11 protein-coding genes are annotated in these 15845 nt (G+C 40.2%); 10 read left to right on the top strand and 1 reads right to left on the bottom strand.

Annotated elements, in window-relative coordinates; genetic code table 11:
• Window positions 1–217: 217 nt before the first annotated feature.
• From hppD to AACZ88_RS05825, 8 genes are all read left to right on the top strand, one after another.
• Window positions 218–1360 (top strand): 4-hydroxyphenylpyruvate dioxygenase, encoded by a 1143-nt coding sequence (gene hppD, locus AACZ88_RS05860; protein ID WP_339707563.1) that lies wholly within the window; start codon window positions 218–220, stop codon window positions 1358–1360.
• 320 nt (window positions 1361–1680) lie between these two features.
• Entirely contained in the window at window positions 1681–2460 is a 780-nt protein-coding gene (locus AACZ88_RS05855; protein ID WP_339707560.1) for a DUF3108 domain-containing protein, read from the top strand.
• Window positions 2461–2468: 8 nt separating this feature from the next.
• Window positions 2469–3437 (top strand): tryptophan 2,3-dioxygenase family protein, encoded by a 969-nt coding sequence (locus AACZ88_RS05850; protein WP_339707557.1) that lies wholly within the window; start codon window positions 2469–2471, stop codon window positions 3435–3437.
• A gap of 2 nt (window positions 3438–3439) precedes the next feature.
• Window positions 3440–4729, top strand: coding sequence for a peptidoglycan DD-metalloendopeptidase family protein (locus tag AACZ88_RS05845; protein WP_339707554.1), 1290 nt, complete (start codon window positions 3440–3442; stop codon window positions 4727–4729).
• A 1-nt stretch (window position 4730) separates the two neighbouring features.
• Window positions 4731–6368 (top strand): glucose-6-phosphate isomerase, encoded by a 1638-nt coding sequence (gene pgi, locus AACZ88_RS05840; protein WP_339707551.1) that lies wholly within the window; start codon window positions 4731–4733, stop codon window positions 6366–6368.
• A gap of 171 nt (window positions 6369–6539) precedes the next feature.
• Entirely contained in the window at window positions 6540–9242 is a 2703-nt protein-coding gene (locus AACZ88_RS05835) for a TonB-dependent receptor (RefSeq protein WP_339707548.1), read from the top strand.
• Between the two features lie 91 nt (window positions 9243–9333).
• Window positions 9334–9774: a hypothetical protein gene (locus AACZ88_RS05830; protein ID WP_339707545.1), complete on the top strand. Its 441-nt coding sequence runs from the start codon at window positions 9334–9336 to the stop codon at window positions 9772–9774.
• An 85-nt stretch (window positions 9775–9859) separates the two neighbouring features.
• Window positions 9860–10450: a DUF1080 domain-containing protein gene (locus AACZ88_RS05825; RefSeq protein ID WP_339707542.1), complete on the top strand. Its 591-nt coding sequence runs from the start codon at window positions 9860–9862 to the stop codon at window positions 10448–10450.
• A 26-nt stretch (window positions 10451–10476) separates the two neighbouring features.
• Here the strand turns inward: AACZ88_RS05825 and AACZ88_RS05820 are convergent, their stop codons facing one another.
• Window positions 10477–11550 (bottom strand): endonuclease/exonuclease/phosphatase family protein, encoded by a 1074-nt coding sequence (locus AACZ88_RS05820; protein ID WP_339707539.1) that lies wholly within the window; start codon window positions 11548–11550, stop codon window positions 10477–10479.
• A gap of 91 nt (window positions 11551–11641) precedes the next feature.
• On the opposite strand from AACZ88_RS05820, the gene AACZ88_RS05815 reads away from it, so the two are divergent.
• Window positions 11642–14371, top strand: a complete 2730-nt coding sequence (locus AACZ88_RS05815; protein ID WP_339707537.1) for a TonB-dependent receptor — start codon at window positions 11642–11644, stop codon at window positions 14369–14371.
• A 139-nt stretch (window positions 14372–14510) separates the two neighbouring features.
• Window positions 14511–15794 carry a DUF5689 domain-containing protein gene (locus tag AACZ88_RS05810; RefSeq protein ID WP_339707534.1) on the top strand — a complete coding sequence of 428 codons (1284 nt, stop codon included), beginning with the start codon at window positions 14511–14513 and terminating at the stop codon, window positions 15792–15794.
• Window positions 15795–15845: the final 51 nt, after the last annotated feature.

The following is a 15845-nucleotide window of genomic DNA, read 5'->3' as shown; positions in this document are numbered from 1 at the left end:
CATTAATATTCAGCTGATTAATAGTTTTGATGCCTTCTTGAAGCTGAAATATTTTCCGATATTTGTATATCAAAGCACTTCTCTTATGCTACAATTTAGAATTGATATTACGGCCCATCTGAGGGCGATGTGGTAAAACACCGCTTGATCGTCATTATATCACTGACGAATGACTTTATAATTTTTGTAAATTCTATTAGTTTCAAAAAACACGCTTATGTCAGCACACGATAAAACATCATTACAATTGCCCAAAGAAAATCTGGAGGCTGAAGATTTTTTGCCCTTATTGGGTACAGATCACGTAGAACTTTATGTCGGTAATGCCAAACAGGCTGCACATTATTATATGGCGGCATGGGGGTTTCAGCCCTTGGCCTATGCCGGTCTTGAAACAGGGCTTAAAGACAGGGTGTCTTATGTGGTACAACAAAATAAAATTAGATTGGTACTTACTTCTCCCTTAAAGTCAGGCGGAGCGATTAATAAGCATATCGATGCGCATGGCGATGGCGTAAAGGCGATTGCCCTTTGGGTCGATGATGCTAAAAAAAGTTATAGGGAAACCGTTAGCAGGGGGGCGGAGCCTTATTTTGAACCCAAGACCCTAAAAGACCCCAAGGGTGAAGTAGTACTGTCGGGCATTCATACCTATGGTGAAACCGTTCATGTGTTTGTAGAACGACGCAATTATAATGGGGTTTTTATGCCGGGGTATCGGGCTTGGCAACCCTTCTACCGTCCGAAAGATGTGGGCCTTAAATATATTGACCATATGGTGGGCAATGTAGGATGGAACGAAATGGATAAATGGTGCCAGTTTTATGCCAAGGTCATGGGGTTTGCACAATTGGTATCTTTTGATGATAAAGATATTTCGACGGAATATACCGCTTTGATGAGCAAGGTGATGAGCAATGGAAACGGAAGAATCAAATTTCCCATCAACGAACCGGCCGACGGCAAAAAAAAGTCACAGATCGAAGAATACATTGAATTTTATAATGGGGCGGGGGTGCAGCACATGGCTTTGGCTACCGACAATATAATTGAAACCGTTACGGCCCTAAGAAATCGGGGCGTCGAATTTTTATCGGTGCCTGTAAGTTATTATGAAGAGGTGCTTGACAGGGTAGGCAAAATCGATGAAGATTTGGCCCCGTTAAAAGAGCTGGGAATACTTATCGATAGAGACGATGAAGGGTATCTGCTACAGATTTTTACAAAGCCGGTTTTAGACCGTCCCACCATGTTTATCGAGATTATTCAACGAAAAGGGGCGAAATCATTCGGAAAAGGAAATTTTAAGGCACTTTTCGAGGCTATAGAACGGGAGCAGGCGTCTAGGGGAACGCTCTAAAAAAAAGGTTGTTTTTCTTAACTTTTTGCCAAATTGACGGCCGAAGCATAAATAACTGTTAACGGAATAGTTAAAGTACGTTAAAACCGTTTACGGCATGCCTCGTATGTATTAGATTTGTACTCGTAAGGGGTGGTTCCCTTACAACTTTAAGTATTGGTTTTTCATAATTTAAAGTTTGGTTGGTTATTTAGGAAAAGCCCTGACAATAGCGTCAGGGCTTTTTTTATACAATACTTTGGAACAAATTTTGTTTAAGTAATTGTCAGATACCTCCTGCTTTAAAGTTCATTTAGTAATTTTGTTATAAGCGTTCAATTATGAGAAGAATTTTTGTACTGTTTTTTTTGTTCATAGGGCTTTGTTCCAGCGCTCAAAATACCGATGCTGCTTTTAAGCCGGGCGAGTGGCTGAAATTCCGATTACATTACGGTTGGTTGAATGCCAGTTATGCCACACTTCAGGTGAATTCTAATTATGTTGAAGGCGTTCCCGTGTATCATGTGGTAGGTAGGGGCGAGACCACTGGTTTTGCAAGCGTCTTCTTTAAGGTAGACGATACGTACGAAAGTTATTTCGGAAAAGAAGATGGCAAACCGTATCGCTTTGTGCGCAAAATTGACGAAGGCGGTTATAAGAAGGATTACGATATCGTTTTCGACCATCAGAACGACACAGCCGTGTTGAATGATAAAAAAAACAAAAAAAAGATTAATTTTACACTTCAAGACAGTATTCAAGACCTGCTTTCGGCTTTTTATTACTTGAGAAACAATTATAACCCCGAAGATCTGGTCAAAGGGGAGAATATAAAGCTGAAAATGTTATATGACGATGATGGAATTTTCAACTTCAAGCTCAAATACCTGGGCAACGAGGTGTTAAAAACCAAATACGGCAAAGTAGAGTGCTATAAATTTAGGCCTCTGGTGCAGTCGGGAAGGGTTTTTAAAGAAAAGGAGAGTCTCTCATTGTGGGTTTCGGCCGATAAGAATAGAATTCCTATCCGCATAAAGGCAGATTTGGCGGTTGGGGCGATAAAAGCAGATCTTGATGGCTATAACGGACTGAAACATCAGTTTAAAATAATCATGGACTAACCATTGGCATGAAGGACAAAGCGCGTATCGATTCCCAAATTTCCAAACTTGAAGAAAAATATAAAGACTCCGGCCAAGATTTAAGCTCGTATTTGGACGGCCTGCTCTATCAACGTTACCTCACCTATTGGGATTATATTCATTTAGATACATTGTTGAGCCTCCAGGTTCCTAGAACCTATTTTCCCGATGAGGAAATTTTTATCATGTACCACCAGATTACCGAGCTTTACTTTAAGCTGATATTGCACGAACAAAAGCAATTGGTAGATGATAAGTCGCAAAGGGTCGAATTTTTTATCGAAAAGGCCAGAAGAATAAATAGTTACTTTAAGGCACTTATTTCATCCTTTAGCATCATGATAAAGGGAATGGAACGCGAACAATTTCTACAATACCGAATGGCGTTGTTGCCAGCTAGTGGATTTCAATCGGCACAATACCGAATGATCGAGATTTACGCCACGCCTTTAGAAAATTTGGTGCATCATACCGAACGTGAAATGTTTTCATCTGAAAATGCGGTAGAGGAGCTGTATGAGCATGCTTATTGGAAAAAGGGTGCCACTGATCTTACCACGGGAGAGAAGACACTGACCTTAAAGCAATTTGAGTACCGATATACCCCGCGCCTCATACGTATTGCCAAGCAAGTGGAGACCAGTACTATTTATGATAAATACCGGCAATTACCCGAGAAAAAGCGACATAATAAAGAACTCGTTGAAGCGTTAAAGACTTTAGATATGAATGCAAATGTAAACTGGCCGTTGATGCACATGGGTTCTGCCCATAGATATTTGGGTAAAGAGGCTGGGGAGATAGAAGCTACAGGAGGCACCAATTGGAAGGAGTTTCTTCCGCCAAGTTTCCAAAAGATTGTGTTTTTTCCGGAGTTGTATACAAAACAAGAGTTAAATAATTGGGGAAAACAATGGGTAGACCATATCTTTAACCCTGATAAAATAAGAGAATAGCAATGCGTAGAATTTGGTGTTTATTGTCCATTTTAATAGTATCAATATCTTGTTACGACAAAAAACCAAAAAATGAGGAAGTTAGAAAAGACCTTGTCGAGGTCGAAACTATAGAAAAACCAATAGTCGTAAAACAGTTCGGCTTTAATTTTGAAGATTTTAAGGTTAAGCATGATACGGTTCGAAGAGGAGACAGTTTTGGCCAGCTCATGTTGGAAAACAAGGTCGACTATCCTAAAATTGCTAAACTCTCACAAGACTTCAAAGATACATTTGACGTGCGCAAGATCCAATTGGGCAAACCATATCTTATCTTAAAGTCCAAAGACACTACCGAAGCGGCCGAAGTTTTTATTTATCAGAATGACCCTATCAATTATACGGTTGTAGATTTTAGGGATAGCGTTGTTGCCTACAAAAATAGTAAAGAAGTAAAATACGTAGAGCGCGAGGCTTCGGGTATTATCGAAACTTCACTGTCAGAGGCTATTTTAGATCAGGGTATCGATTACAATATTACCAACAAGCTTTCCGAAGTATATGCTTGGACCATTGACTTTTTTCGCCTACAAAAAGGAGATAAGTTTAAGGTCATTTATAAAGAAAAGTATATTAACGATTCAATTTATGCTGGTGCCGGACCAATAGAATCAGCCTATTTTGAGCATAATGGTAGACCGATATATGCCTTTGCCTACGAAAATGATTCCCTTAAGAGTATTGTTGACTACTTTGATGAAGAAGCCAACAACTTAAGAAGAACTTTTTTGAGAGCGCCTGTGCAGTTCAGTAGAATTTCATCACGGTACAACCTTAAAAGAAGAATACGGTATTATGGCAATAAGATAAGGCCGCACCGGGGAACAGATTATGCCGCTCCCGTGGGAACACCTATCATGGCAACTGCCGATGGTACCGTAACCGAATCTACACGAAAAGGGGGTAATGGCAAATATGTAAAAATAAGGCACAACGGCACCTATAGCACCCAGTATCTGCACATGCAGAAGCAAAAGGTACGCAGAGGTGAGTTTGTGCGCCAAGGTGATGTTATCGGATGGATCGGAATGACGGGAAATACCAGTGGTCCGCATGTATGTTATCGCTTTTGGAAGAATGGAAGACAAGTCGATCCACTGCGGGAAGAGTTACCGCAGGCAGAACCCCTTGACGAAGCATTACGACCTGATTATTTTTCCTATATTAACCCCAAGAAAGCACAATTGGATTGTATCGTTTATCCAGAAAAACTGGATGATGAAAGTGAAGAACTACTAACATTGAACCAATAAAATGTCACTGCAGAACACTGACCCCACGACTACTGAAGCTTGGAAAAAATTAGAACTACATTATAAAGAGACCAAAGACATCCATTTAAAGGACCTTTTTGCCGCCGATGTAAAAAGAGCTGCTAAGTTTAGCATTCGATGGAATGATTTTTTGGTCGATTTTTCTAAAAATAGAATTTCTGAAGAAACTTTGCAACTGCTGCTAGCGTTGGCTAATGAGGTCGATCTAAAAGGGGCGATTGAGGGCTATTTCGGTGGTGACCTTATTAATCAGACCGAAGGGCGTGCTGTACTTCATACAGCGCTTCGCGGAAAAAAGACCGACACGGTCATGGTCGATGGTCAAAATGTGATGTCTGAGGTCTACGAGGTAAAAGAAAAGATAAAAGCATTTACCGATGCCGTCATTTCGGGGGATAAAAAAGGGTATACCGGCAAAGCCTTTACAGCTATCGTTAATATTGGTATCGGAGGTTCAGACCTTGGCCCGGCGATGGTGACCGAAGCACTGAAATTCTATAAAAACCATTTTAAGACCTATTTCGTAAGCAATGTAGATGGAGATCATGTTCATGAAATTTTAAAGGAGCTTGACCCCGAGACCACTCTTTTTGTGGTGGTATCAAAAACATTTACCACTCAAGAAACCTTGAGCAACGCAACCACTATTAAAAAATGGTTTTTAAAACACGGGAAACAAGAAGATATTGCCAAACATTTTGCTGCGGTATCTACGAATACAGCACAAATAGCTGAATTTGGCATTGCCGCTGAGAATGTATTCCCGATGTGGGATTGGGTCGGAGGCCGATTCTCGTTATGGAGTGCCGTTGGCCTTTCCATTGCCTTGGCAGTGGGGTTTGAGAATTTCGATGCGCTTTTGACCGGGGCCAATGAAATGGACGAACATTTTAAATCGGAAGATTTAGACCAAAATGTACCGGTAATACTGGCGCTCCTAAGTGTTTGGTACAATAATTTTTATGGTGCGGAGACCGAAGCGATTATACCTTACGCTCAATACTTAAGCCGATTCTCTGCATATTTGCAGCAGGGCATAATGGAAAGTAATGGTAAAAGTGTTGATAGAAATGGTAGCCCAGTTAACTATCAGACCGGTACGATTATCTGGGGCGAGCCTGGCACGAATTCGCAACACGCGTTCTTTCAATTAATTCATCAGGGTACAAAATTGATTCCGGCTGACTTCATTGGTTTCAAAAATTCGCTTTATGGTGATGAAAGTCATCACAACAAATTAATGGCCAATTTCTTTGCCCAGACCGAGGCACTAATGAACGGAAAAACCAAAGAACAAGTGCGTTCAGAATTTGAAGGCAAATCGCTTTCCGAGGGTGAGATAAACAAATTGCTTCCGTTTAAAGTATTTACGGGCAACAAACCTACAAACACTATTTTTATAGATAGGCTTACCCCCAAAAGTCTGGGTAGTTTAATTGCATTGTACGAGCATAAAATATTCGTTCAAGGAGTGATTTGGAACATTTTTAGCTACGACCAATGGGGAGTTGAGCTGGGTAAGCAGTTGGCAGGTGCTATTTTAAAGGATATTGAAGATTCCGAAATCTCTGATCATGATGGCTCTACATTACAACTTTTGCAAGATTTTAAGAAGTGATTTAGTATTTTTCCTTTTTTTTCATAAAGTCTTATAACTTCCTTCTTTATGAGCTTTGTTTTATTCGTAAAGCGTTAATTTTGAGACGGCTAATTTAACGTTGTCTTAATCTAAATGTGTTATAAATGCAACACATTTGCAACAATTTAAGAAACTATAAACTCAAAAAGGATGAAGAAAATTTACTTCGCAATGGTTGCACTTTGTGTTGCTGCCACTGCTTTTTCACAAGGAACAATTACGGGTACAGTTACCGATGCCGAGCTTGGCGAGCCACTACCCGGGGCAAATGTGGTCGTTCAAGGTACGACAAATGGTACGACTACCGATTTTGACGGAAACTTTGTGATCGAGGTGTCTAAAAATACCGGAACCTTGTTGGTATCCTATATTGGATTTGTTACCAAAAAGGTAAATTATACGACTGTTGGCGCTATTGGAACCATTACGTTGGCACCCGATGCCGAAGAATTGGAAGGTGTTGTTGTAACAGGTATTATGGATATCGCTAAAGATCGCGAAACTCCCGTTGCAGTATCTACGATTAGGGCTACTGAAATTAGGGAAAAACTGGGTTCGCAGGAATTTCCTGAAATTTTAAAATCAACACCATCCGTTTATGCTACGAAGTCCGGAGGTGGTTTTGGAGATGGTCGGGTCAATGTTCGTGGTTTTGAATCCCCGAATATTGCAATTATGGTCAACGGTATTCCTGTTAATGATATGGAGAACGGTTTTGTCTACTGGAGTAACTGGGCAGGTCTTAGCGATGTTACTACGGGTATGCAGGTTCAAAGGGGGTTGGGGTCTTCCAAATTGGCCATTTCTTCCGTTGGAGGTACAATTAATATCATAACTAAAACTACTGAACAATCTCAAGGCGGTGCCGTAACTGTTGGAATGGGAAATGATGGATATCTTAAAACCAATGTAGCCTACAACACGGGGAAATCAGACAGTGGTTTTGCGGCTTCGGTCTTATTAGGTAGAACGGCAGGTGATGGTTACATTGACGGAACCCAGTTTGAGGGGTACAATTATTTTATAGGATTGGGGTATGAGCCCAACGAAAAGCATAGCTTTCAGTTTATACTTACAGGAGCACCACAAGTACACGATCAAAGAACGACCAGTTTCTTTAACGTTGCGACTGTTGAAGATTACTTAGAGTATGGCGATAAATACAATTATAACCATGGCTTTTTAAATGGGGAGGAATTTGGTTGGAGAAGTAATTTTTACCACAAACCCATAACCTCCCTGACTTGGGAATGGAAAATGAGCGAGAAGTCGACATTGGCGACTTCGGCATATGCCTCTTTTGGTAGAGGTGGCGGTACGGGAGACATCGGTTCGGGCCCTGGTTTCGGTTTTGCCAGCTCAAGCCGATATAGAAACCCTGAAAACGGTCAGGTAGACTACGATTTGATTTCAAGGTTCAATGGCGGTGAAGCGGTTACTTTTTATGATGGCAGGGACTACCAATTGTCGCCCAATAGCGATGGCGAATATTTGACAACGGATTTTGGCGATGGCTTGACCCGAAGGGCTTCTATGAACTCACATAACTGGTTCGGGCTAATTGCCAACCTACATACCGATATCAATGAAAAATTCAGCTATGACTTAGGGGTTGATTTAAGAAGTTACAAAGGAATTCACTACAGAAGAGTAGATAATTTATTGGGAGCCGATGGTTATTTAGATACCAATGATGTTAACGACCCTGAACACATTGTGCGTCAAAATGCTACCGTGGCGTCTGATTTTTCATCGATTTTAAATGTATTCAAAGACATAGACAAAGAAGAGAAAATCGATTATTACAACGATGGATTGGTTAGGTGGTATGGTGCCTTTGGTCAAATGGAGTACAAAACGGAAGTCGTTTCGGCATTTGTCCAAGGCGGAATATCACAACAGGGCTTTAAAAGAATTGATTATTTCAACTATTTAGATTCCGACCCCGAGCAAGAAACCGACTGGGAAAATATTTTGGGAGGAAACATTAAAGGAGGATTGAACGTAAACATTAACGAAGAAAACAACGTTTTTGTAAACGGGGGTTATTATTCGAAACAACCTAATTTTGATGCGATATTCCTGAACTTTGTAAATGATCTGAATCCAGATTATAGAAATGAAAAGATTTTTGGTTTAGAGGCAGGGTATGGTCTTAATCTGGGAGATTTTAGAGCGAAGTTAAACGTTTATAGAACTTCTTGGAAAGATCGGTTTATCAACGTTGAAGTCGAAACTACGACGGGAGATGAAGGGTTTGCCAATATTTCAGGCGTCGAGCAAGTACACAAAGGTGTTGAAATCGAGGCAGACTATAGGGCCTCTGAAGTGGTACAATTTAAAGGGATGATTTCCCTTGGTGATTGGGAGTATGCCGGAAATGTAAGTGGTGTTGCCTTTGATGACAGTCAAAATGTTATCGATGACGATGTCAATCTATACCTAGATGGTGTAAAAGTCGGTAATGCCGCCCAGTTTACCTCAAATTTGGAAATGGTTATCAGACCGGTCGAGAGCTTGAAATTGAGCGCAAACTGGTTCACTGCCGCTAAATTGTATGCCGATATTTTGGCAGAAGATTTTGATGAACCAAACCACCAAGGTTCATTAAGATTGCCCACCTATAATTTATTCGATGCGGGTGCTTATTATACATTTAAATTTGGAGGTGAAAATGCAATAGGGTTGGCACTTAATGTAAACAACGTATTCAATACCGAGTATTTGGCAGAATCGTTGACCAATACTTTTCCTGGGAGTGGAGATACTACCTATGAAGGTATCGCAACCAGTAATAAAGCATTTTTTGGTTTTGGTAGAACATGGAACTTAAGTCTACGGTATAGTTTCTAGGCATAGCTTTATAAAAAATGAAAACCCTGCCGATTCGCAGGGTTTTTTTGTGGCCAAAAATTGCTACATTTAGACGCTTAAAACCTAAGATATGTACGAAGTTATACTTACCCTTCATTCCTATTTGGCTTATATCGTATTGGCCATTCTTTTTTTGGCAGTGGGCAATGCCATTTCTGGCCTTGCCACCAATAAAATGTTTACACCTGAAAAAGATTTTCGACTAAGTCTTTTTGCCTTGATTTTGACCCATTTGATGCTTCTTGTCGGGTTGATTTTGTTTTTTGTTTCCCCAAGTGGACTTCAGGCGATTCAGGCGCTTGGTATGGGCGGATTAAACGCACCTGCTCGATTATTGGCAGTTGAACATCCATTTATAAATATTATTGGCGTAACGCTTATCACAATAGGTTGGTCGCGTCACAAGAAGTTTATCGAAGGGAAAAAGAAATTTAAAAGTATCGCCATTTTCTATGGTCTGGGGCTGGTATTGATTTTGAGCCGAATACCGTGGGGGCAGTGGTTCAATTGATGCTATCTCCACGTTTAAAGGAACTAATAAATTTGAATAACACATCTTATATAAAACAATAATTAAATACTTAAATATATTTCGAATGAAAAAAATACTCCTACTAGTTACAATCCTCTTTTCAACACTGACTTTCGCACAGAAAAAAAAGCTTTTTAATGGAGAGAATTTAGATGGATGGACAATCTATGGCACTGAAAAGTGGTATGTTGAAGACGGATTGTTAATCTGTGAGAGCGGCCCGGATAAAGCGTATGGTTATTTAGGAACCAACGACCACTATAAAGATTTTGAACTTACCCTTGAATTCAAGCAGGAAGCCAATGGCAACAGTGGTGTTTTTATACGATCTACCGTTGATGGTACAAAAGTAAGTGGCTGGCAGGTAGAAGTTGCTCCCCCGGGGCATAATACGGGCGGGGTTTACGAATCTTATGGCCGGGGTTGGTTGATAAAGCCAGACCCTGAAAAAGACAAGGCCCTAAAAATGGGGGAATGGAATAAAATGAAAATTCGCGTTAAAGGTGATCAATTGACTTCTTGGCTGAACGGAACCGAAATGGTCGACATTACCGATGAGAAAATAGGTCAGGGTGAAGGCTCTGTCGCACTACAAATTCACGATGGTGGTGGTATCAAAGTAAAATGGCGTAAAATCAAGCTCAAGCAATTGTAGCTTGAATAATATTGACCTTAAAGGCATTACTCCCCATTGGTAAATTGATCAACGGGGAGTTTTTCTTTTATCAAATAGATATATACCGGAAAATGGTCACTATACCCTCCGGTATAATTTCCGCCAGAATAAGTGCGATACGGATAGCCTTTATATTGCCCCTTTTTTGTTATCAAATAGGGTTTGTTAAAAACCCCCGCTTTCCAATACGAATAGCTGTTTTTTTCGGAATTGATAAAATAGTTGGTAAAGAAAATTTGGTCGAATAAGTTCCATTTGTCACGATAGGCCAAAGAGCCTGTTCCTTTTTTAAAGAGTTTTTCCATGGGGTTGAACAAACCTCCTGCTTCTAAGTTTTTTTGCTTGCCTTTCGTTTTCAAAATCTTTTTAAGACTACCATCAATAGGATCATCGTTTAAATCTCCCATACTGATGATTTTGGCCAAAGTATTGATTCGCTGAACCGAGTCGATAATGTGCTTGTTAAGCTTGGCAGCTGCAATGCGATTTGGTTGGCTACGTGCTTCTCCCCCGCTTCGAGAAGGCCAATGATTGACGATGATATGTATTTCTTCATCATCTAGGAGACCTTCGACGATAAGCTGGTCACGAGTATAATCCCGCTTATCATTATTATCTATCAAAAGTAGCCTATGGCTGGCGGATGAGATAGGTAAGAATGTGGTTTTTTTATACAATAAGGCCACATCTATTCCTCGCTCATCGGGAGAATCGAAATGGACAATACCATAATTTTTACGTTCAAGTTTTGGGTGATGTATCAGATCTTCAAGCACTTGTCGATTTTCGACTTCGCAAAGCCCCACAATATCGGGAGAGGTTGTAGAAATGTTGGAGCCGATTTCTGAAATTACTTTTGCAATATGAGCTACTTTATGCCAATACCTTTCTTTTGTCCAAAGGTCTTTTCCAGTTGGAGTTCTATCATCGTCGAACGTAAGCGAATCATTCACTGTGTCGAACAAATTTTCCACATTGTAAAACGCAATAGTTCGAATTTGGTATTGGCGTGAGTCTTGTGCAACCGTTCCCAGTGGCGTAAGAATAACTAATAGTATTGTGATTCTCAAGGTCTGCATTGATGCTAAACGTCTAATGGAAGTGTAAATAACGTAAATTCTTACAAAATATTGATATATTTATTGTAAGAATCTTTGTTAGATGTTGGAAATGAGACTTTTAGTTTTATGTATTTTCTTGATTTTACCATTCTATTTTTTGTCGGCTCAAGAGAATTATGTCATATCGGGTTATGTTGTTGACAATCGTACAAAAGACCCGATCGATAATTCTACAATTTCTATCGAAGGATCATCTTTTTCGGTTAAATCTAACGACTCAGGAGCTTTTACTTTAAAGGTAGATTTGTCCGGTGTAGTGATTTTGAACATTACCGGCATTGAATATGAGTTAAAACGAATTCCAGTGGAACTCGAAGGTTTCGCAGTAGATATTGGCACAATTTTTTTGGAAAAAGACTTGACCATAGAGCAAACAGACAATCTAATAACATTGACCGATACTGAATTGCTTGATGATGAAGTGGACTCCAACACAGCGGGACTTTTAAGGGCCACACGCGATGTCTTTTTAAGCCGGGCTGCGTTTGATTTTGGTCAAGCATTCTTTCGTGTTCGTGGTTATGATTCACAAAATGGAGAAGTACTTGTCAATGGCATTTCCATGAACAAGATGTTCGACGGCCGTCCACAATGGAATAATTGGGGCGGACTTAACGATGTAACAAGAAATCAGCAATTCACAAGCGGGCTACTTCCTTCCGATTTCACCTTTGGAGGCATCTTGGGCAACACCAATATTGATACCAGGCCATCAAAGTTCCGTACCGGCACGCGTCTATCGTCATCAGCCTCAAATAGAACCTACACGGGAAGGTTGATGGCTACATATACTTCGAACGTTCCTGACAAAGGTTTATATTATTCTTTTTCTGGCTCTAGAAGATGGGCCAAAGAGGGTTATGTCGACGGAACTCTATATGATGCATATTCTTTCTTTAGTGCTTTGGAATATCAAATTAACAAAAAGAACAGTTTTAATTTTACCGGTATGTTTGCTAGCAATCGCCGAGGGCGTTCGTCGGCCGTTACCGAAGAGGTTTTCGAGTTGCTGGGTAAACGGTATAATCCGTATTGGGGATTTCAGAACGGTAAAATTAGAAATTCCCGAGAGCGAAAAATAGCAGAGCCTATTCTGATGCTCAATTACTTTTACGAATCTGAAAAATTCAGTTTGAACACGGGCGCCGCATACCAGTTTGGTACCAATGCCAGAAGTCGCCTAGGGTACTATAACGCACCCAATCCTGATGCGACCTATTATCGTTATTTGCCTAGCTTTTCTATCAACAGTCCCATTGGCGCCAATTTTCCTAGTGCCAATCTTGCTAAAATGGGGTTTTTGCAAAATCCGCAAATGGATTGGCCAAAACTTTATGTGGCGAATAGTAGGGAAAAGGCTGCTTATGTTCATTACGACGATGTGGTACAAGACCGTCAATTTACGGCGAACACCACAGGGAATTGGAATGTGAACTCAAAATTACAAACGGATTTTGGAGTGATGTATAAAAAATTACAATCAAATAATAATGCCGAGATTCAAGATTTGTTGGGTGCACAATTTCATGAAGATTCCGACCCGTTTTCCCAAACGTTGAATGATGTGCAAGGCGAAGTCCGTAAAGAAGAAGGTGATATTTTCAATTATCGGTACGAAATAGATGCTTTTCGATTTTTGGCCTTTACCCAATTTCGCTACGAAGAAGTGAACTGGAATGCCTTTTTATCGGCAACCTACGGAACGTCAGGTTACCAACGTGATGGTCTGTTTCAGAATGAGCGATTTCTTGACGATTCATTTGGTAAAAGTGATAAAGTCAAATTTACAAACTATGGAACCAAAGGCGGATTTACCTATAAGCTTACGGGAAGACATTGGCTTACGTTCCAGGGCGCTCTTCTGACACAGGCTCCCGTACTTCAAAATGTATTTATTAATCCGAGGGAAAATAACCGAATCGTTCCCGATTTACAGAGTGAGACGGTATCGACGGTTGATTTGAATTATTTTCTTCGTTTACCCAAGTTGACGGGGCGTTTCACGAGTTTTTATACCCGTTTTCAAAATATGACAGATATCAATTTCTTCTTTGTAGATGCCGGTGTAGGGTCTGATTTTGTTCAAGAGGTGCTCACAGACTTAGATAAGCTGCATATGGGAGTCGAAGTTGGTTTGGAGTATCAATTATCATCGGCAGTCAAACTTTCATTTGTTGGTGCCTTGGGGAAATATCGTTATGCGAGTTATCCAAATGTTTCCATCAACTTCGACACCGCGGGCTCAGAAGAAGATTTGATAAATCCTGATGGATTTATTGACTTGGGTCCGGCCAATATCAAAGATTATAATTTGGCACAAGGACCTCAGATGGCTTTTGCATTTGGTGTCGAGTATCGCGATCCAAAATACTGGTGGTTGGCCGTTACGGCCAATCATTTGGGAAACAATTACGCAGCCATTTCAACGATTACAAGAACATCAAGTTTTTATTTGAATCCTGAAACCGGAGCTCCTTTTTCTGATGCTACAGTAGAAAATGTAAATAAATTATTAGAACAAAATGAACTGGATGATTTTTATTTACTAAATCTAGTAGGAGGAAAATCTTGGTTAAAGAAGGGTAAATATATCAGCATTTTTGCAAGTGTCAACAATGTGTTTGATGCCGTCTTTAAAACGGGCGGTTATGAACAGAGTAGAAACGGGAATTTCGGGCAATTGAAGCAAGATAACCTAAGCGGTAGCCCCTCTTTTGCACCCAAATATTGGTATGGTTACGGCAGAACCTATTTCTTGAATGTAGCCTTTAGTTTCTAGTGTAGAAAACAGCAAATTATCAAATGGTATGCGAAAATTTATAGAAGTAAAAAGGCCATTCATAAAGAAGCATATTAAAATAGCAAGCTTCTTGAGTTTGTGGCTACTTCTTGCATGTGTAAATAACCGAGATTTCGATATGCCCAAAAGCACTTGTGATGCGGAGGTTATTGTCAATAGCACTTATGCCGAGGTAAAGGGATTGTATGTGAACGAAACGCTGCAAATTCAGGAAGATCTCACCATTGAAGGTTATGTAGTGTCTTCCGATGAAGTGGGGAACTTTTTTAGTTTACTACATTTTCAAGATAGCCCTTTTGCACCAACGGAAGGTTTTCAGATTGAAATCGATGTTCGAGATTCACATTTGTTTTATCCTATAGGCAGTAAGGTTTTCATAAAACTCAAGGGACTGTATTTAGGTAAAACCAAGGATGTTTATAAAATTGGCGGGGTCTTTACTTCCTTCGGAAATGTATCGGTAGGAAGATTGCCGGCGTCAATAGTTGGCGAACATATTTTTAGGTCCTGTGATGATGTGGAAAATATTGTACCGACTCACGTTTCAATTGACAGTTTAGATAAAAATCAAACCAACACCCTTGTACGGCTTGACAGGGTTGAAATTCTTGAAGAAGAATTAGGGTTGCCCTTTGCTTTGCAGGGAGAAGAAACCGAGCGAACACTTATTGATTGTAATGATAACGAAATTGTATTGCTGAACAGTGGCTTTGCTGATTTTAGCGCTGAAGTTTTACCAGAGGGCAGTGGAAGTGTTACGGCTGTGCTACTAAGGGAAAATGATAAGTACCAATTAGCGGTACGCGACTTAAATGATTTTGATTTTTCGCGAGAAAGATGTGACGATGTTATCGATGAATTTACATCGACCGCTATTTTTATTTCAGAACTGGCCGACCCTGATAATAATGCGGGCGCTCGTTTTGTTGAACTCTATAATTCAAATTCAGAATCACTTAGTTTAAAAGGATGGACATTACAACGCTATACTAATGCAAGCACCGAAATCAGTTCAACAATTGATTTGTCTGAGTATATTATTGAAGCGCAAAGCACGCTTGTTATTTCTCCCAATGCTACGGAGTTTGAAATAGTATATGGTTTTGCCCCAGATTTAGGAGTTGGAACGGGTGGTCCGGCCGATTCTAATGGAGATGATAACTTTGAACTTGTCGACCCTTTCGGCGTTGTCATCGATGTTTTTGGTATTATTGGTGAAGATGGTTCTGGTACCGATCATGAATTTGAAGATGGTAGGGCGTATCGCAATCCGGAGGTTATGGAGGGAAGTCCCAATTATTCAGCTAGCGAATGGACAATTTATAATGATACTGGTGATTTCGGAACCATTAATCAGCCTCAGAATGCCCCGAATGATTTTACACCCGGAGGGCGACATTGATATGGGAGGGCAAAGCAATGATGGTTCTATTATCTATAGAAAATTGAGACC

The organism is uncultured Kriegella sp., assembly GCF_963975415.1.
Classification (GTDB): Bacteria; Bacteroidota; Bacteroidia; order Flavobacteriales; family Flavobacteriaceae; genus Kriegella.
This window is presented reverse-complemented; position numbering and strand designations above follow the sequence as displayed.

Coding starts and splice junctions, on each gene's coding strand:
- hppD (WP_339707563.1), top strand. CDS start 218: ATGTCAGCACACGATAAAACATCATTACAATTGCCCAAAGAAAATCTG.
- AACZ88_RS05855 (WP_339707560.1), top strand. CDS start 1,681: ATGAGAAGAATTTTTGTACTGTTTTTTTTGTTCATAGGGCTTTGTTCC.
- AACZ88_RS05850 (WP_339707557.1), top strand. CDS start 2,469: ATGAAGGACAAAGCGCGTATCGATTCCCAAATTTCCAAACTTGAAGAA.
- AACZ88_RS05845 (WP_339707554.1), top strand. CDS start 3,440: ATGCGTAGAATTTGGTGTTTATTGTCCATTTTAATAGTATCAATATCT.
- pgi (WP_339707551.1), top strand. CDS start 4,731: ATGTCACTGCAGAACACTGACCCCACGACTACTGAAGCTTGGAAAAAA.
- AACZ88_RS05835 (WP_339707548.1), top strand. CDS start 6,540: ATGAAGAAAATTTACTTCGCAATGGTTGCACTTTGTGTTGCTGCCACT.
- AACZ88_RS05830 (WP_339707545.1), top strand. CDS start 9,334: ATGTACGAAGTTATACTTACCCTTCATTCCTATTTGGCTTATATCGTA.
- AACZ88_RS05825 (WP_339707542.1), top strand. CDS start 9,860: ATGAAAAAAATACTCCTACTAGTTACAATCCTCTTTTCAACACTGACT.
- AACZ88_RS05820 (WP_339707539.1), bottom strand. CDS start 11,550: ATGCAGACCTTGAGAATCACAATACTATTAGTTATTCTTACGCCACTG.
- AACZ88_RS05815 (WP_339707537.1), top strand. CDS start 11,642: ATGAGACTTTTAGTTTTATGTATTTTCTTGATTTTACCATTCTATTTT.
- AACZ88_RS05810 (WP_339707534.1), top strand. CDS start 14,511: ATGCCCAAAAGCACTTGTGATGCGGAGGTTATTGTCAATAGCACTTAT.